Genomic DNA, 16,148 nt, shown 5'->3' on the forward strand with positions numbered 1-16,148 from the left:
GTTAGTTCCTACTGGAGCTTGGAGCCCAGCTGGCTGATCGCACGGTCGACCAGCGGATCAGTCTTCACGCCCGGGAGGCGCTGGGTCAGCACCACCTCGGCGGCCTGGGCCGCCAGATCGGCGGCGGCGGCCTTCACCTCGGCCGCGGCTTGCGCCTCGGCGTTGGCGATCTTGCGCTCGGCGAGCTGCTGACGGCGAGCCAGGCTCTCCTCCAGCTTCGCCTTGGCGTCGGCCTCGTAGCGGCGGGCCTCTTCCTGGGCGGCGGCCAGCATGTCCTTGGCTTGCGCCTCGGCTTCGGCGCGCTCGGCCTTCAGTTGGGTCAGCAGGCGCTGGGCTTCCTCGCGGATGCGAGCCGCTTCGTCCAGGTCAGCCTGGATCTTGGCGGACTTGGCGTCCAGGGCGGCGTTGATGGCCTTCGGGGCCTTGGCCACGAAGATCACAATGCCGAGGAAGATCAGCAGGCCGACGCCGACCCAGAACTCCGCGTTGGCGGGATTAAGGAAAGCAGGCATCAGGCGGCTCCTTGAACGCGAGCGGCGAGCGCCGCGTCGATCTCGGCCGCAGTCACCTTCTGACCGGTCAGCTTCTCGACCATGGCCTGAGCCGTCTCGCCAGCGATGCCGCGGACGTTGGACATGGCTTGGTCGCGCAGGCCGCGGATGCGGGCCTCGGCCTCATCCATCTGGGCCTGAAGACGGGAGTCTTCGGCCTTCTGGCTGGCGGCGAGTTCAGCGGCGGCCTTGGCCTTGGCTTCGACGGCGAGGCCGCGCGCGCGAGCACGGGCTTCGTCGATCTCGGCCTGGGCGGCCTTGGCTTGCGCCTCGGCTTCAGCCTGAACGCTGCGGGCCTGGGTCACCGCGTCGGCGATGGTCGCCGCGCGGGTGTCCTGGATCTTGCGGAGCCGCGGAATGAAGACCTTGGCCAGCAGGATGTAGAGGACGGCGAAGATGAGGAAGAGCCAGACGATCTGGCCGCCCCAATGTTCGAATTCGAACTGGGGCAGGCCACCTCCGCTCTCGCCGCCGCCATGGGCGGCGACTTCCGTCGTGCCGGCGGGAGCGTGAGCCCCGTGATCGGCGGCGACGGCCTCGTGGGATGTGGTCTCGGCGGCCATAAGGCTTAGACGTCCTTATAAACGCAGGTCAGGGCGCGACGATGACGACGCGCCCCTCGGGACCTGCGGATCTGGCTTTAGGAGAACAGGATGAGCAGGCCGAGCACGAAGGCCAGAATGCCCAGAGCTTCGGTCAGAGCCGCGCCGAGGATGAGGTTGGTGAACTGGCCGCCGGCGGCCGACGGGTTGCGCGTGGCGCCCGCCAGGAAGTGGCCGAAGATGGTGCCCACGCCGATGCCGGCGCCGATCATGCCCAGGGTAGCGAGGCCAGCGCCGATGAACTTAGCGGCTTCAGCGTCCATAGTTTTCAGTCCCGTTTGAAAGTTGAAGAGGGTTGTTGAGTGCGACGGCCGATCAGTGGTGATGGCCGAGGTTGACCACGTCGTTGAGATAGACGCAGGCCAGAACCGCGAAGACGAACGCCTGCAGGAAGGCGACCAGGAACTCCAGCGCCGTCAGGGCGACGACGCCGCCGAGCGACAGGGCCGCCGCCACATAGGCGAGGGAGGCGACGCCGCCGGTGGCGGCCAGAGCGCCCAGCGAGATGATGAAGCCGGCGAAGACCTTCATAGCCACGTGGCCGCCCAGCATGTTGCCGAACAGACGCAGGGCGAGGGTCACCGGGCGCAGCAGGAAGGACAGGATCTCGATCGGGGTGACCAGGATCAGCATGTACCAGGGGATGCCGGACGGGACGAACAGCTTGTACATGTTCGCGCCGTTGCGCAGCACGCCGTAGATGATGACGATCAGGATGGTCATCACGGCCAGCGAGGCGGTCACCGCCAGCTGCGAAGTCGCCGTGAAGACGAGGAACATGCCCAGCATGTTCATCATCAGAATGAACATGAACAGGGTCAGGATGTAGGGGAAGAACTTGCGCCCTTCGTGGCCGATGATCCCGGCGACGAGGTCGTCGATGTAGCTGAACATCCCCTCGCCGATGACCTGCAACCGGCCCGGCACGACGGCGGCCTTGGCGGTGGTCACCGCGAAGAACAGGACCACCAGAGCGGCCGCCGCCAACATGGCGACAGTCGAATTGGTGATCGACATGTCAATCGCGCCGACGCCCGGCAGAGTGAACGAAGGCAGATCCACGACCTTGTGGATCTCGAACTGATGCATCGGGTCGGCCATGCCGCCTCGAACTCCCTCAATCGTCCTCGTCGTCGGGGGGGAGGTCCTGAACGGGACCCCACTCCCTCGCCGCTTCGGCGGTCATGCGCTGGGCCGAACGAACGGCCATCCAAATAGAAACGCCGAAGCCCACGAGGACTCCGATGATCATCCCCCAAGGCGCCGTCTTCAGAACGACGTCCGCCCCGGCTCCGAAGCCCAGTCCCACAAAGACCCCGCCTATCAGCACGCCCATGAGGCGATAGCCGTAGCCGGCGGCCTTGGAACCGTAGTCGCGCGGCGTCTGGGTCGTGCGCTCTTCAAGCGCAGCGGCCCTTTCGTCGAGGCGCCTGATCGCCTCGTCGCGCGAATTGTCCGGATGCGGCATGCGTCGAGCGGCCTTTTGGAACCACGACGTCGCCCGCCGCGGCCGGGGCTTCAAGTCGCGCGGAACCTATAGGCGCGGGTGCGGTGCGTCAAGGCTGGGGTTGTGTGATTTAGCGCATTGTAATTGCTGAGAAAAATGACGTCGCGACAACTCGTCCACCGCCCGCGGGGCCAGACCGCCGGGGGCGAAGGTTAGGAACGGCGCAGATTCCCTTGCGGAACCTCGACTTATTGCGCCGCCATGGCTTCGGCCTGGCGCAGGTCGACCGAGACCAGCTGCGAGACGCCGCGTTCGGCCATGGTCACCCCGAACAGGCGGTCCATGCGGGCCATGGTCACCGGATTGTGGGTGATGGTGATGAACCGGGTCTCGGTGCGGCGGCGCATCTCGTCGAGCAGGTTGCAGTAGCGGTCGACATTGGCGTCGTCGAGCGGGGCGTCGACTTCGTCCAGCACGCAGATCGGGGCCGGCTGGGCCAGGAACACCCCGAAGATCAAGGCGCAGGCGGTCAGCGCCTGCTCGCCGCCGCTCATCAGGCTCATGGTCGAGAGCCGCTTGCCGGGCGGGCAGGCGTAGATTTCGAGGCCGGCCTCCAGCGGGTCGTCGGATTCGACCAGCCGCAGTTCGGCCTGGCCGCCCTGGAACAGGGCCTGGAAGAGCGCCTTGAAGTGCTCGTTGATCACTTCGAAGGCGGCCAGCAGACGCTCGCGACCCTCGCCGTTCAGTTCATCGATGCCCTGGCGCAGACGGGCGATGGCGCCCGTCAGGTCGGTGCGCTCGCTCATCATGGTCTCGAGGCGGGCGGCGTGCTCGCCGGCCTCTTCCTCGGCGCGCAGGTTCACCGCCCCGATCGAATCGCGCTGGCGCTCCAGGGCGTAGAGGTGGGCCTCCATGCCGCCGGCGTCGGTCGGGATGGCGACCGCCTCTTCGGCCAGCTGGCGGCCGAGCTGCTCGGGCTCGATGCGGGCGGTCTCGCGGATCTGGCTGGTGATCTCGGTCAGGCGTTCGATCGCCGCTTCCAGCTTGGCGGCGAGCGAGGCGCGGAGCTCGCGGGCCTCGCCGGCGGCGCCCTGGGCGGCGCGCAGGGCGCGGTCGGCCTCGGTGCGGGCGGCCTCGGCCTGGGCCAGCGCGTCCGAGGACTGGGCGCGGCGGGCCTCGGCGGCGGCGAGCTCGTCCAGCAGCTTGCCGAGCCGCTCCTGGTGCGAGGCCGGGGCCTCGAGCGCCTGGTCGAGATTGGCCTGCACCTTGGCGCGGCCCTCGGCCAGGTCGTCCAGGCGGCGGGCGGCGGTCGCGCCGCGCCGGGTCCAGTCGTCGCTGTCGCGCTTGAGGTTCTCGTGCCGACGGGCGCGGCCGTCGCGCTCGCGCACTTCCAGTTCGAGGGCCGAGCGGGCGGCGGACGCGGCCTCCCGGGCCGGACCGGCGGCGGCGCGGGCGGCGGCCAGCCGCTCGACGAGGTCGCCGGCCTCGCCCTGGCTGGAGGTCTCGGCGACGGCGGTGGCCAGGATCTGCTCGGCGTCGGCCAGTTCGGCCTCGAAGCGGCCGATCATGTCGTCCAGCGACTGGGCCTGCGCCTCGCGGCGGGTCGCCTCGCGGTCGAGCTTTTCCAGATTGCCGCGGGCGATGGAGACCTTCTGCTCGGCCGCCGGCGGTTCGCGGCGGGCGTTGCGGACGGCGTCCTCGGCGGCGCGGACCTTGGCGGAGGCGGCGGCCAGGGCTTCCTTGGCGGTCGCCGCGCGCGGCGAGACGGCCTCGATCTCGGTCTCGACCTCGGCCAGCCGGGTCTTCTGCTCCATGCGGATGGCGGCGGGCTTGGGGGCGTCGGCGCGGGCGACGAAGCCGTCCCAGCGCCAGAGGTCGCCTTCCTTGGAGACCAGCCGCGCGCCCGGGGGCAGCGCGGCCTGCAGGCGGTCGCCGTCCTCGCGGGGGACCACGGCGATGTGCGCCAGGCGGGCGGCCAATGCGTCGGGGGCTTTCACCTTCGGGGCCAGCGGCTCGACGCCGGGCGGCCAGGCGGCGGACGAGGCCTCGCCGCCGCCCCAGAAGGCCGGAGCCTTGGGGTCGAGGGCGGCGTCCAGGTCATCGCCGAGCGCGGCGGCGACCGCGCGTTCATAGCCGCGGGCCGGAACCACGGAGTCGAGGGCCGGGGCGAAGCCGGCGCGGCGCTGCTGGGCGACGATCTGGGCCAGCGCGCGGGCCTCGGCGGTCAGTCTGCCGAGGTGCTCGTCCTGCTTGCGGGCGGCCTCGCGCGCTTCGGCCTCGGCGGCGGCGGCCTTGCCGCGGTCCTCCTCGGCGGTCTCCAGCGCGGCGCGGACGGCGATCAGCGCGGCCTGGGCGCGCTCGAGCTCGGCGCGGGCCTCCTCGATCTGCGGAGTGACGGCGGGGCCGAGCTGGGCGCGCTCGCTCTTGGCCTGGTCGAGGGCGCGGCGGGTGCGCAGGACGCGATTGTTGGCCTCGTCGACGCGGGCGGCGCCGGCGCGGCGGCGGGCCTCGTCGGCGGCGGCCAGGGCGGCGAGCTCCTCGACCGCCTTGTCGGCGGCGATGCGGGCCTCCTCGGCGGCGCGGGCGGCCTCTTCGAGTTCGGGCACGCGCTCGGGGGCGGCGGCGATGGCGGCCTCCAGCGCCTCCAGGTCCTCGGCCATGCGGGCCAGGGCGGCCTGGGCGTCGTGGGCGATCTGTGTCTCGCGGGCGCGGTCCCCGTCGATGCGGGTCAGGTCGCCGGTCAGGCGCTCGACCTCGGCGGCCAGGGCCTCGCCCTCGCGCTCCAGGCGGTCCTTGTCGATGGCCAGGCGATGCAGGATCGCCGCGGCGATGGTCTCGGCCTCGCGCAGCGGCTTGATCGCCTCCTCGGCCTGGGCGGCGCGGGTGGTGGCGCTCGCCGCCTCCCTGGTGTTGGCCTCGACCGCGGCGACCGCGGCGGCGGCTTCCTCGCGCAGGCGCACGGCGGCGTCGCGGGCCTCGGACCAGCGGGCGAAGAGGACGGCGCCCTGCAGGGCGCGGATCTCGGCCGACAGCTTCTTGTAGCGCTCGGCCTGACGGGCTTCGCGGCGTAGGCGGTTGAGCGCCGTCTCCAGCTCGCGCGAGACGTCGTCGAGGCGGGCGAGGTTGGTCTCGGCGGCGCGCAGCCGAAGCTCGGCCTCATGGCGACGCGAATGCAGGCCGGAGACGCCAGCGGCCTCTTCCAGGATCAGCCGGCGGTTCTGCGGCTTGGCGGCGATCAGTTCGGAAATCTGGCCCTGGCGCACCAGGGCCGGGGAGTTCGAGCCGGTCGAGGCGTCGGCGAACAGCAGCTGGACGTCGCGGGCGCGCACCTCGCGGCCGTTGATCTTGTAGGTCGAGCCGGCGCCCTTATCGATCCGCCGCACGACCTCCAGCACCGGGGCGTCGTTGAACGCCGGCGGAGCGCGGCGGTCGGAATTGTCGATGGTCAGGACGACTTCGGCGTGGTTGCGCGAGGCGCGATTGCCCGAGCCGGCGAAGATCACGTCGTCCATGCCGCCGGCGCGCATCGCCTTGGCGGAATTGGCCCCCATCACCCAGCGCAGGGCTTCCAGCAGGTTCGACTTGCCGCAGCCGTTCGGTCCGACGATGCCCGTGACTCCGGGCTCGATCCGAAACTCGGTCGGATCGACGAAGGACTTGAAGCCGGAGAGTCGGAGCCTCTGGAAGTGCACGGGCCGGGGGCGCCTCCTACCGCTTGGAGGCCGCGGCGACCGCGGCGTCGAGTTCGTCGGCGGTCATCTCGCCTTCCTTCACCTTCACGCCGTTGAACACGAAGGTGGGGGTGCCGGCGATCTCGCCCTGCTTGGCGTTGCGCGAGACGCGGGCGTTGAGGGCTTGAAGCGCAGCCTCGTCGGAAAGGCAGGCTTCGAACTGGGCTTCGCTGAGGCCGCCGGCCTGCGCCGCGGCGACCAGCACCGCACGGGCGTCGCCGGTCTTGACCATCTCGTCATGGCCGCGGAACACCGCATCGACGACAGTGAAGTACTTGTCCTTGCCGGCGCAGCGGGCGGTCATATAGCCGGCGGCGGCGACCTGGGCCGGCGGCGTCAGGATCTCGCGCAGGGTGTAATGGACCTTGCCGGTGTCGATGTACTTCTTCTTGAAGGCCGGAAAGACCTCGTTGTTGAACACCGCGCAGTGGGTGCAGCTGAGCGAGGCGTACTCGACCAGCTTCACCTTGGCCTTGGGATTACCCAGCGACATGTCGTCGGGCAGCGGCGGGGCGGCCAGGGCCGAACCGGCGCAGAGCGCGACCGCCCCGAGGACGGCGACGGCGATGCGACGGTTCGGCTGGCGCATGGCTTACTTCGAGGCCTCGGCGACGGCCGCGTCGAGCTCGGCCATGGTCATCTCGCCTTCCTTGAGCTTCTTGCCGTTGATCATGAACGACGGGGTCGCGGTGATCTTGTCGACCTTCACGGCCTTTTCGACGCGCTCGTTCAGGGCCTTCAGCGCCGCTTCGTCGGTGATGCAGGCGTTGAACTTCTCTTCGGTCATGCCGGCCGACTGGGCGGTGCGCAGCAGGATCCCGCGCATGTCGCCGGTGGTGAACATCTCCTGCTGGGCATGGAAGATGGCGTCGGTGACCTGGAAGTACTTGTCCTTGCCGGCGCAGCGCGCGGTCAGGAAGCCGGCGGCGGCCACCTCGTTCGGCGGGGTCAGGAATTCCTTGAAGGTGTAATGCACCTTGCCGGTGTCGATGTACTTCTTCTTGAACTCGGGGAAGACCTCGTTGTTGAACTTGCCGCAGTGGCTGCAGGTCAGCGAGGCGTACTCCACCAGCTTCACCTTGGCGTTGGGATCGCCCAGGGTCATGTCGGCGGTGTCGACGGACCCGGCGCCGCCGCTCTTGGAGCAGCCGGCCAGGGCGAGCGCGCCCAGGGCCGCGACGACGAGAAGGCGACGGTTGAAGTTCGGCATTTGCACCTCTGCGGAATTCCGAATGAAAGATTAAAGCGCGATTCCCGGCCCGTGGAACGTGGGCGCCGGGGCGAAGTCAACCAGGCTCAGCCGGCTCCCCGCCGCATAACGCCCCGACCGAGCCTCAGCAATGCGGCTTTCAGGGGGCCGTCGGGCGCGTGTTCGAGTCCGCGGGCCAGTTCGGCCTCCTGGGCGGCGTCCAGCGGCGCGGCGCGCCGGCGGGCGGGTTTGGTCTCGGCCCCGGCCGTGCGCAGCGGCCCCTGGACGATACGCAGCTTGTTCACCGCGCCCTCGCCGAGGAACAGGTTCACCCGTGAGACGATCTCATGCGCCTGGTGCTGGATCAGGGCGGCCGAGGCGCCGGCGACGCGGATCTCCAGCGCGCCGGGGCCGCCGCCGCGCGGCTTGGTCAGCTTCACCGGCTCGGTGCGCTTGGCCAGCTCGACGCCGACGATCTCGCGCCAGCGCGCCTGCAGCGCGCCGGGCCCCTGTCCGTACTTGGCGTCCAGTTCCCTGAGCAGCTTGGACAGCCCCCGCCCGGCCACCGGCGGCGGCCGGTGCTGGGGCCGCGTGCGCTTGCGCGCGAGGATCTCGGCGGCTTCGGCGGGAGTGGGCAGGGGGCGAGGCATCGGCCGCCACCTTACAACAAGGCTCCCGCCCGAGGCGAGGATCGGGTAGCTGAGACCTGGTGACGCCCGAGATGCTCCGCGACCGCCTGCTGGCCTGGTACGACGCCAACGCCCGCGACCTGCCCTGGCGGGTGGGGCCGGCCGACCATGCGCTGGGCGAGCGCGCCGATCCCTACCGCGTATGGCTGTCGGAAGTGATGCTCCAGCAGACGACGGTGCCGCACGCCGCGCCCTATTTCCTCAAGTTCACCCGGCGCTGGCCGACGGTCAGCGACCTGGCGGGCGAGGACGACGGCGAGGTGATGGCCGCCTGGGCGGGGCTCGGCTACTACGCCCGGGCCCGCAACCTGCTGGCCTGCGCCCGGGCCGTCGCGCGCGACCACGGCGGGGTGTTTCCCGATACCGAAGAAGGTCTGCGCGCCTTGCCGGGGCTTGGGCCGTACACCGCCGCGGCGGTCGGGGCGATCGCCTTCGACCGGCCGACCAATGTGGTCGACGGGAATGTCGAGCGGGTGATGTCGCGGCTGTTCGCGGTTGAGACGCCGCTGCCCGACGGCAAGGCCGAGCTGAAGGCGTTGGCCGGGGGGCTGGTGCGCGATCATCGTCCCGGGGACTGGGCGCAGGCGCTGATGGACCTGGGGGCCACGATCTGCCGGCCCAAGGCGCCGCTGTGCGATCGCTGCCCGCTCAGCGCGGCTTGCGCGGGCCTGGCCGGCGGCGAGCCGGAGACCTATCCGCGCAAGACGCCCAAGGCCGCGCGGCCGCATCGCAACGGCGTCGCCTACATCCTGACGCGCGGCCACGAGGTGGCGCTGGTGCGCCGCCCGCCCAAGGGGCTGCTGGGCGGCATGCTGGCCTTGCCGACCAGCGACTGGCGCGCGAGCGTCTGGAGCGATGCGGAGGCCGCCGCGTCCGCGCCGGCGCCGGCCGACTGGCGGGCCGCGGGCGAGGTCGAGCACGTTTTCACCCACTTCAGCCTCACCTTGCGGCTGCTGCGGGCCGAAGGCGACGCCGAGGGGCTGATCTGGACGCCGAGGGCCGGGCTCGACGCCCTGCCGAGCGTGTTCCTCAAGGCCGCGCGGGCGGGGTTGAGCAATCTGCTCTAGGCCAGGGCGGCGAGAATGAACTCGGACTTGCCGGCGGTGTAGGCGGCGCGGTCGGTGGGATGCTCGGCGACCAGCCGGGACTTCAGCTGCTCGTAGGCCGAGCGCAGACCGGCGTCGGCGCGAAGCATGTCGCGAAACCGCAGCGTGGCGACCCACTCGGCGCCTCCGTGCACGACGAAGTGGGCCAGATGGGTGCGCGCCGCGCCCTTGCCGAAGATCCGGTGGCCGTCGACGCCGCCGTTTCCGGAGTCGTCGTAGCCCAGCGCGAGCATGGCCGGCGCATGGCGGTCGGCGACGGAGAGGTCCGCCACGCCGACCAGCAGATCGATGATCGGCTTGGCGCAGAGCCCTGGCACCGACGTGCTGCCATAGTGTTCGATGGCCAGGACGTCAGGGCCGGCGGCGGCGCGGATGCGGGCGGCCTCCTCTTCGAAAGCCCGCCCCCATAGCGGGTTCGGCGCGGCCAGCCGGTTGGCGGTCCGCTCAAGTCCCAGGCCGTACGGCATGCCTCAGGCCTGCGGCATCGCCGAGCGGATCTTGGCGCGCAGCACGTCGATGGGGGCCAAGCCCTTGTCGGACTTGAAGTGCCAGTAGGTCCAGCCGTTGCAGGCCGGAGCCGACTGGACCATGGCGCCGACCTTGTGGATCGAGCCGGAGAGGTCGCCGACCACCAGGCTGCCGTCGGCGCGCACGCGGGCCATGCGTTCGCCCTTGGGGCAGTAGAGCGCGTCGCCGGGGCTGAGCAGGCCCGCTTCCAGCACCTGGCCGAACGGCACGCGCGGTTCGGACTTCTTGGAGCCGGTGACCTCCAGGTCGCCGGGGGCGATGGGGACGATCTTCGAGATGCGGTCCTTGGCCAGGGCGACGTACTTCTCGTCCTGCTCCAGGCCGATGTAGCGGCGGCCCAGGCGCTTGGCGGCCGCGCCGGTGGTGCCGGTGCCGAAGAACGGGTCGAGGATCACATCGCCGGGCTTGGTCGACGACAAAATCACGCGATGCAGCAGCGCTTCAGGCTTCTGGGTCGGATGGGCCTTGGCGCCGTTTTCGTCCTTCAGGCGCTCCTCGCCGGTGCACAGCGGGAAGGTCCAGTCCGAGCGCATCTGGACGTCGTCGTTGGCCATTTTCATGGCGTCGTAGTTGAAGGTGTAGCGGCGCGAGCCGCGGCCCTTGGCGGCCCAGATCAGGGTCTCGTGGGCGTTGGTGAACCGGGTGCCCTTGAAGTTCGGCATCGGGTTGGTCTTGCGCCAGACGATGTCGTTCAGCAGCCAGAACCCCAGGTCCTGCAAGGCGACGCCGACCCGGAAGATGTTGTGATAGCTGCCGATCACCCAGAGGGCGCCGTCGTCCTTGAGCACCCGGCGGCACTCGGTCAGCCACTCGCGGGTGAACTTGTCGTAGGCCGCGAAGCTCTCGAACTGGTCCCAGTGGTCATCGACGGCGTCGACCTTGGAGTTGTCGGGACGCAGCAGTTCGCCGCCGAGCTGGAGGTTGTAGGGCGGGTCGGCGAAGACCAGGTCGACCGACTTCGCAGGCAGCTTCTTCAGCTCCTCGATGCAGTCGCCGTGAATGATCGTGTCGGCCTGAACGCCCATAAGCTCACCTCGATGTCCGGAGTCAGAATCCTGAGTCCTCGTGGTGAACGCGGCTTTACCGAACGTGGTTAACGGCTGTTGATCTTGGTTAACCGGTCCACCTGGCCGAGGCGCCGTGGGCATGAACAACCGCCAGGATCCGCTCTTCGCCGCCGGGCCATATCGTAAGCCGCACCTCCATGATCGCCGTGTTCTCGGGCGGGGGCTCCATGCGCAGCCAGGCGAGCGGGGCGTCGTTCGTGGCTGAGGCGCCAAGATATTCAATGGCTTGGCGTAGCGCGGCTTGGCTCACGGCGGGCATGTATTGCCAGAACACCGAGTGGTAGATCACCGTCGCGGCGCCCGGAGACGGGCGCGCCGACCGTGCGGTCCAGTCGACGGCGTCGGCCGCCTCGACGTTTACGTCGTTGGCCAGCGCGACGTCGATCGCTGCGCGAATTCGCTCCAGCCGGTCGAACTGATCGGGCCAGACATAGGCTACCAGACGTCGGCGTTGCACGGGGTCCTTAAGGTCCACCGGACGGCGGTCGCAGGCCTGGCGATGAACGACGCGGACCTGGGCGTCCAGCGGCGGCAAGGCGCCGGACCAGTCAGAGGGCAGCAGGACCGGGCTGTCCGGCCCCCAGGCGGAACCCGAAAGATCGTAGCGATAGCGGTCCCAGGAAAGGTTGAGGCCGGCGCTGGCGGCGATCTCGAAACAGCGCAGCGGCAGGCCGGTCTCGCGGGCCACAGTCAGGAAGCCGCCGAGCAGGGCCGCCGAGCGGCGGACCTCGTTGGTCTGCGGCTCGTGGTCCATGAAGGCGGCGAGGCGGTCGCCGTGCTGGGCCATCGCGCGGCGGGCCTGGCGCCAGGCGGACCCGGCGTCGAAAGCCTTGCCAGGCTGGGGATAGGCGTCGGCGAGGGCGGGATCCTCGCCGCTTAGCACCAGGTCGTGCAGGGCCCCCAGCAGTCGCAGCGGGACGGCCGCGGCCATCAGGGCGCGCAGGTCCTGACCGGTCCAGGGGGCGAGCAGGCGGGCGGTCGGCCCGCCAGCCTCCAGGTCATCGGCGGCGAGGTCCAGCACCCCGGCGTGAAGGGGCGAGCCGAGGGCCAGGCAGGCCTTGGCCTGCAGTCGGAGCGAGGGGGCGAGGGCGCTGTCCATGTCCCCGCGATCGGTCCGCGGGGCCGGGGCGTCAATCTTGATTCAATGGATCAATCGACGACGTCGACGATCTCGCCGCGCTCGATCAGGGCCAGGCGGATCGGCTCCCAGCCTCGGCGGTGGATCGGGCAGGGGCCGAGGGTCCGCAGCGCCTCGACATGGACCTGGGCGTGGTAGCCCTTGTGGCCGGCGAAGCCGTAGCCGGGATAGAGGCCGTCCATCTCGACCATCAGCCGGTCGCGGGCGGTCTTGGCCAGGATCGAGGCCGCGGCGATCGAGGCGCTGATCGAGTCGCCCTTGACCACGGTCTTGATTTCGCAGGGCAATTTGAACTTGTAGTTGCCGTCCACCAGGGCGAAGGCCGGGGCGATGGCCAGCGCCTCGACGGCGCGGCGCATGGCCAGGCCGGTGGCGTGCAGGATGTTCAGCTCGTCGATCTCGTCGACGCTGGCGAAGCCGACGCCCCAGGCCAGCGCGCTCTGCTTGATCTCCAGCTCCAGGGCGTCGCGGGCCTTGGCGCTGAGCTTCTTCGAGTCGTTGAGGCCGGCGGGCACGCGGTCCGGATCGAGGATCACCGCGCCGGCGCTGACCGGTCCGGCCCAGGGGCCGCGGCCGGCCTCGTCCACCCCGCAGACGGGGCCCGTCGGACAGGCCAGTTCGAGCATCATGTCGGGCATACTAACGCACCAGCCGTTTGACTTGTTCGTGGCGGTGGCAGCAGGTCAGGTGGTCGTTGACGACGCCGACAGCCTGCATGAAGGCGTAGACGATCACCGGGCCGACGAATTTGAAACCCTTGGCTTTCAAGGCCTTGGACATCTCCTCGGCGACGCGGGTCTGGGCCGGGACCTGGCCGATCTCGCTCCACTGGTTCTGGACCACGCGGCCGTTGGTGAAGCTCCAGATGAACTGGCTGAAGTCCTCGCCCTGCTCGCGCATGTCGAGATAGATCCGCGCGCCGGCGATGGCCGCGTCGATCTTGGCGTTCGAGCGGACGATGCCGGGATTGGCCATCAGGGCCGCGCGCTCGGCCTCGCCGAAGCGGGCGACGACGTCGGGGTCGAAGCCGGCGAAGGCCTCGCGGAAGGCGTCGCGCTTTCGCAGGATCGTGATCCAGGCGAGCCCGGCCTGGAAGCCGTCGAGCACGAGCTTTTCCCACAGCGCGCGGGAATCGTACTCGGGCACGCCCCACTCGCTGTCGTGATAGGCCTCGTAGAGCGGGTCGCCGGCCATGCCGCGCCAGCCGCATCGAATCAGGTCGCCGGTCATGGAGCGCAGTCTTGGCTTTCGGCAGGGAGCGTCACAAGCCTGCCGATAGAGGGCCTATCGGCAGGTTTCGCCGCCGATCTTGCAGCAAGCCGCCGATAGCTGCGCCAGGGCGCGGTTTGTCGCGGGCGTTTCAATGTCTATCGGCGTCTATCGGCGCACGGCAGGTTTTTGTCGGTCCTGACGAACGGCCGCAACAAGAGCGACGGAAACTTCCTCATCCCCCGTTCAGGAGGATGGGGGCAGTTCGTCGCACGCCTCCATCCTCCCCAATGACTGGATCGTACCTCGTGAGTTCATCGCCTTCTCGACACCGTTTCGCCGACCGCCTGCTGTGCGGGGTCGCGGCGGCCACGCTCTGCGCTGGCGGCGCGCTGGCTCAGACCGACGAGCATGACCAGGAGACGGAGGTCGAGGAACTGGTGGTCGTGGCCGGCGCCCGTAATCTGCCGGGCTCGGTGATCGGCGACATCACTCCGGAGCTGTCGATCTCGCCGCGCGAGATCCGGGCCTATGGCGCGGCCAGCGTCACCGACCTGCTCGACGCGCTGGCGCCGCAGCTGACGAGCGGCCAGGGTTCGGGCGGGCGGCCGGTGGTGCTGATCAACGGCGGTCGCGTCACCGGCTTCGCCGAGATCCGCGACCTGCCGACCGAGGCGATCGCGCGGGTCGACATCCTGCCCGAAGAGGTGTCGCTGAAGTACGGCTACCCGGCCGACCAGAAGGTCGTGAACTTCGTGCTGCGCCAGCGTTTCAAGGCCACCCTCGCCGAGGCCTCGGGCTCGACCCCGACGCAGGACGGCGGCGGCCAGAGCGCCATGGCGCATGGCTCGGTGCTGAACATCCTGCGCGGTCAGCGGCTGATGCTGGACGCGCGGCTGACCGACACCCAGCCGATCTACGAGGGCGACCGCGACATCGAGGGCGGCGAGGGCGACCTGCGCACCCTGACCTCGGACACCACCGCCCTGTCGTTGAACGGCGTCTATGCGCGGCCGCTGGGCGAGGGCGTCAACGGCACCATCAACGCCGGGCTCGACTTCACCGACAGCCAGGGCAAGCTCGGCCTGTCGCCGTTCTCGGACGACGCGCTGCTTCGCCGCTCGGAGACCACGTCGGGACGGCTCGCCGCCGCCGCGGCCGGCGCCTATGGCGGCTGGCAATGGTCGTACACCGGCGGGCTGACCCAGGACGTCGCCAAGTCCTCGACCGACCGCGACTTCAGCGGCGTGCCCTATACCGACCGCAGCAAGAGCACGACCACGACGGCGCAGTCCGACATCGTGCTGAACCGCGCGCTCTGGGAGTTGCCGGCCGGCAAGGTCAGCACGACCCTGACCGCGCGGGCCTCGGCCACCCGGTTCGAGAGCGAGGCCGACCGCTTGGGGGTGTCCACCTCCAATACCCTGGACCGTAACATCGGCCAGCTGCAGGCCAATTTCGACGTGCCGCTGATCCGCGCCGGCGAGGGGCTGGGCGAGCATCTGGGCAAGCTGTCGGCCAATGTGAACCTCGGCTACCAGAACCTTTCGGATTTCGGCGACCTGCAGACGCTCGGCGGCGGCCTGAACTGGACCCCGATCAAGCCGCTGCGGGTGCTGGCCTCGTTCACGCGCACGGACCAGGCTCCGACCATGAACCAACTGGGCGACCCGCTGACCGCGACGCCGGGCGTGCGGGTGTTCGACTTCCAGACCGGCCAGACCGTCGAGGTGACCCGCGTCAGCGGCGGCCTCTCGACCCTGGACGCCAGCCAGCGCGACACCTTCAAGCTCGGGGTGACCTACAAGCCCTGGGACAAGGTCAACCTGAACTTCCAGGCCAACTACGTCTCGACCCGCACCGACGACGCGATCGCCGCCTTCCCGTCGGCCTCGACCCAGATCGAGGCGGCGTTCCCCGACCGCTTCGTGCGCAACGCGGCCGGCGAACTGACGTTGATCGACGCGCGGCCGGTGAACTTCGCGCGGCAGTCGCGCGACGAGCTGCGCTACGGCTTCACCTATTCGCGCCCGGTCGGCCCGCAGCCGACCCCGGAGCAGATCACGGCGATGCGCCAGCGGTTCCAGGCCGAGCGGCAGGCGCAGCAGACCCAGCAGGCTCAGGGCCAGCAAGGTCAGGGGCGACAAGCCCAAGGTCAGCAGGCCCAAGGTCAGCAGACTCAGGGCCAGCGCCAAGGGGAGGGCCCGCCGGACGGTCCGCCGCCTGGCGAGGGTCCGCCGCCCGGCGGCGGCATGGGCGGCGGCTTCGGCGGTCCGGGCGGCGGCGGCCCGCGCATGGGCGGCTTCGGGCCCGGCGGCCCGCGCAACGGCGTGTTCCAGTTCGGGCTCTATCACACCGTGGCGTTCAAGGACGAAGTGGAGATCCGGCCGGGCGTGCCGACCCTAGACCTGCTGGACGGCGGGGCGCTGGGCTCGGGCGGAGGCTCGCCGCGCCACCAGGTCGACCTGCAGGCCAACTACACCCGCGGGGGCCTCGGCGTAGCGGCGAACGCCAAGTGGCAGAGCGCGACCAAGGTCGTCGGCCTGACCGCGGCGGACGACCTGGAGTTCTCGGACCTGACGACCGTGAACCTGCGGCTGTTCGCGGACCTGGGCATGCAGCCGATCGCCCGCGAGCAGAAGTGGCTGCGCGGCATGCGCGCCACCCTGTCGGTCGACAACCTGTTCGACGAGCGCCAGGACGTGAAGACTCCGCAGGGGACCACGCCGATCAGCTACCAGCCGGACCTGCTGGACCCGGTCGGCCGCTCGGTGAAGTTCACGGTGCGCAAGCTGTTCTTCTAGGGGCCGATTGCTCCCCCGCTGGGGGAGCTGTCGGGCCGAATGGCCGACTGAAGGGGGCTTCTGACTCAGCAAGCCCCCTCCGTCTCG

General features: G+C 70.2%; 16 protein-coding genes. 2 read left to right on the forward strand and 14 right to left on the reverse strand.

The window, feature by feature from the left end; genetic code table 11:
* Window positions 1-8: 8 nt before the first annotated feature.
* The 9 genes from O4N75_RS05215 to O4N75_RS05255 all read right to left on the reverse strand — a co-directional run bounded on the left by O4N75_RS05215 (window position 9) and on the right by O4N75_RS05255 (window position 8,170).
* Window positions 9-512 (reverse strand): F0F1 ATP synthase subunit B, encoded by a 504-nt coding sequence (locus O4N75_RS05215; RefSeq protein WP_269628296.1) that lies wholly within the window; start codon window positions 510-512, stop codon window positions 9-11.
* Window positions 512-1,114, reverse strand: a complete 603-nt coding sequence (locus O4N75_RS05220) for a hypothetical protein (RefSeq protein ID WP_269628297.1) — start codon at window positions 1,112-1,114, stop codon at window positions 512-514. Before O4N75_RS05220 ends, O4N75_RS05215 begins: the two co-directional genes overlap by 1 nt.
* A gap of 77 nt (window positions 1,115-1,191) precedes the next feature.
* Window positions 1,192-1,416, reverse strand: coding sequence for a F0F1 ATP synthase subunit C (locus O4N75_RS05225; RefSeq protein ID WP_183772054.1), 225 nt, complete (start codon window positions 1,414-1,416; stop codon window positions 1,192-1,194).
* Window positions 1,417-1,468: 52 nt separating this feature from the next.
* Entirely contained in the window at window positions 1,469-2,254 is a 786-nt protein-coding gene (locus O4N75_RS05230; RefSeq protein WP_267233297.1) for a F0F1 ATP synthase subunit A, read from the reverse strand.
* 16 nt (window positions 2,255-2,270) lie between these two features.
* Window positions 2,271-2,621 carry an AtpZ/AtpI family protein gene (locus tag O4N75_RS05235; protein WP_267233298.1) on the reverse strand — a complete coding sequence of 117 codons (351 nt, stop codon included), beginning with the start codon at window positions 2,619-2,621 and terminating at the stop codon, window positions 2,271-2,273.
* Window positions 2,622-2,848: 227 nt separating this feature from the next.
* Window positions 2,849-6,292, reverse strand: coding sequence for an AAA family ATPase (locus O4N75_RS05240; RefSeq protein WP_269628298.1), 3,444 nt, complete (start codon window positions 6,290-6,292; stop codon window positions 2,849-2,851).
* A gap of 16 nt (window positions 6,293-6,308) precedes the next feature.
* Entirely contained in the window at window positions 6,309-6,920 is a 612-nt protein-coding gene (locus tag O4N75_RS05245) for a thioredoxin domain-containing protein (protein WP_269628299.1), read from the reverse strand.
* Between the two features lie 3 nt (window positions 6,921-6,923).
* Complete coding sequence (locus tag O4N75_RS05250) at window positions 6,924-7,541, reverse strand: DsbA family protein (RefSeq protein WP_267234320.1); 618 nt, start codon at window positions 7,539-7,541, stop codon at window positions 6,924-6,926.
* Window positions 7,542-7,627: 86 nt separating this feature from the next.
* Window positions 7,628-8,170 carry a DciA family protein gene (locus tag O4N75_RS05255; protein ID WP_269628300.1) on the reverse strand — a complete coding sequence of 181 codons (543 nt, stop codon included), beginning with the start codon at window positions 8,168-8,170 and terminating at the stop codon, window positions 7,628-7,630.
* Window positions 8,171-8,226: 56 nt separating this feature from the next.
* On the opposite strand from O4N75_RS05255, the gene mutY reads away from it, so the two are divergent.
* Entirely contained in the window at window positions 8,227-9,276 is a 1,050-nt protein-coding gene (gene mutY / locus O4N75_RS05260; protein ID WP_269629328.1) for an A/G-specific adenine glycosylase, read from the forward strand.
* On the opposite strand, the gene O4N75_RS05265 is transcribed toward mutY, so the two are convergent.
* The 5 genes from O4N75_RS05265 to O4N75_RS05285 all read right to left on the reverse strand — a co-directional run bounded on the left by O4N75_RS05265 (window position 9,273) and on the right by O4N75_RS05285 (window position 13,278).
* A complete protein-coding gene (locus tag O4N75_RS05265; protein ID WP_269628301.1) occupies window positions 9,273-9,782 on the reverse strand; it encodes a GrpB family protein in 510 nt (169 codons plus the stop codon). The genes mutY and O4N75_RS05265 overlap by 4 nt on opposite strands.
* Window positions 9,783-9,785: 3 nt before the next feature.
* Window positions 9,786-10,868, reverse strand: coding sequence for a site-specific DNA-methyltransferase (locus O4N75_RS05270; RefSeq protein ID WP_269628302.1), 1,083 nt, complete (start codon window positions 10,866-10,868; stop codon window positions 9,786-9,788).
* Between the two features lie 88 nt (window positions 10,869-10,956).
* Window positions 10,957-12,009, reverse strand: a complete 1,053-nt coding sequence (locus tag O4N75_RS05275) for a DUF2332 family protein (RefSeq protein WP_269628303.1) — start codon at window positions 12,007-12,009, stop codon at window positions 10,957-10,959.
* A gap of 50 nt (window positions 12,010-12,059) precedes the next feature.
* Window positions 12,060-12,686, reverse strand: coding sequence for a ribonuclease HII (locus tag O4N75_RS05280; RefSeq protein WP_269628304.1), 627 nt, complete (start codon window positions 12,684-12,686; stop codon window positions 12,060-12,062).
* A gap of 1 nt (window position 12,687) precedes the next feature.
* The gene (locus tag O4N75_RS05285) at window positions 12,688-13,278 is read right to left on the reverse strand and encodes a DNA-3-methyladenine glycosylase I (protein WP_267234314.1); all 591 of its coding nucleotides are present in this window, start codon (window positions 13,276-13,278) and stop codon (window positions 12,688-12,690) included.
* A 287-nt stretch (window positions 13,279-13,565) separates the two neighbouring features.
* Here O4N75_RS05285 and O4N75_RS05290 point away from each other — a divergent pair, with 287 nt between their 5' ends.
* Window positions 13,566-16,061 (forward strand): hypothetical protein, encoded by a 2,496-nt coding sequence (locus O4N75_RS05290; RefSeq protein WP_269628306.1) that lies wholly within the window; start codon window positions 13,566-13,568, stop codon window positions 16,059-16,061.
* Window positions 16,062-16,148: the final 87 nt, after the last annotated feature.

The organism is Phenylobacterium sp. NIBR 498073 (assembly GCF_027286305.1).
Classification (GTDB): Bacteria; Pseudomonadota; Alphaproteobacteria; order Caulobacterales; family Caulobacteraceae; genus Phenylobacterium.

Bases quoted from the DNA above. Each gene is read 5' to 3' on its own strand.
- O4N75_RS05215 (WP_269628296.1), bottom strand. From the start codon at position 512: ATGCCTGCTTTCCTTAATCCCGCCAACGCGGAGTTCTGGGTCGGCGTC.
- O4N75_RS05220 (WP_269628297.1), bottom strand. From the start codon at position 1,114: ATGGCCGCCGAGACCACATCCCACGAGGCCGTCGCCGCCGATCACGGG.
- O4N75_RS05225 (WP_183772054.1), bottom strand. From the start codon at position 1,416: ATGGACGCTGAAGCCGCTAAGTTCATCGGCGCTGGCCTCGCTACCCTG.
- O4N75_RS05230 (WP_267233297.1), bottom strand. From the start codon at position 2,254: ATGGCCGACCCGATGCATCAGTTCGAGATCCACAAGGTCGTGGATCTG.
- O4N75_RS05235 (WP_267233298.1), bottom strand. From the start codon at position 2,621: ATGCCGCATCCGGACAATTCGCGCGACGAGGCGATCAGGCGCCTCGAC.
- O4N75_RS05245 (WP_269628299.1), bottom strand. From the start codon at position 6,920: ATGCGCCAGCCGAACCGTCGCATCGCCGTCGCCGTCCTCGGGGCGGTC.
- O4N75_RS05250 (WP_267234320.1), bottom strand. From the start codon at position 7,541: ATGCCGAACTTCAACCGTCGCCTTCTCGTCGTCGCGGCCCTGGGCGCG.
- O4N75_RS05255 (WP_269628300.1), bottom strand. From the start codon at position 8,170: ATGCCTCGCCCCCTGCCCACTCCCGCCGAAGCCGCCGAGATCCTCGCG.
- O4N75_RS05265 (WP_269628301.1), bottom strand. From the start codon at position 9,782: ATGCCGTACGGCCTGGGACTTGAGCGGACCGCCAACCGGCTGGCCGCG.
- O4N75_RS05270 (WP_269628302.1), bottom strand. From the start codon at position 10,868: ATGGGCGTTCAGGCCGACACGATCATTCACGGCGACTGCATCGAGGAG.
- O4N75_RS05275 (WP_269628303.1), bottom strand. From the start codon at position 12,009: ATGGACAGCGCCCTCGCCCCCTCGCTCCGACTGCAGGCCAAGGCCTGC.
- O4N75_RS05280 (WP_269628304.1), bottom strand. From the start codon at position 12,686: ATGCCCGACATGATGCTCGAACTGGCCTGTCCGACGGGCCCCGTCTGC.
- O4N75_RS05285 (WP_267234314.1), bottom strand. From the start codon at position 13,278: ATGACCGGCGACCTGATTCGATGCGGCTGGCGCGGCATGGCCGGCGAC.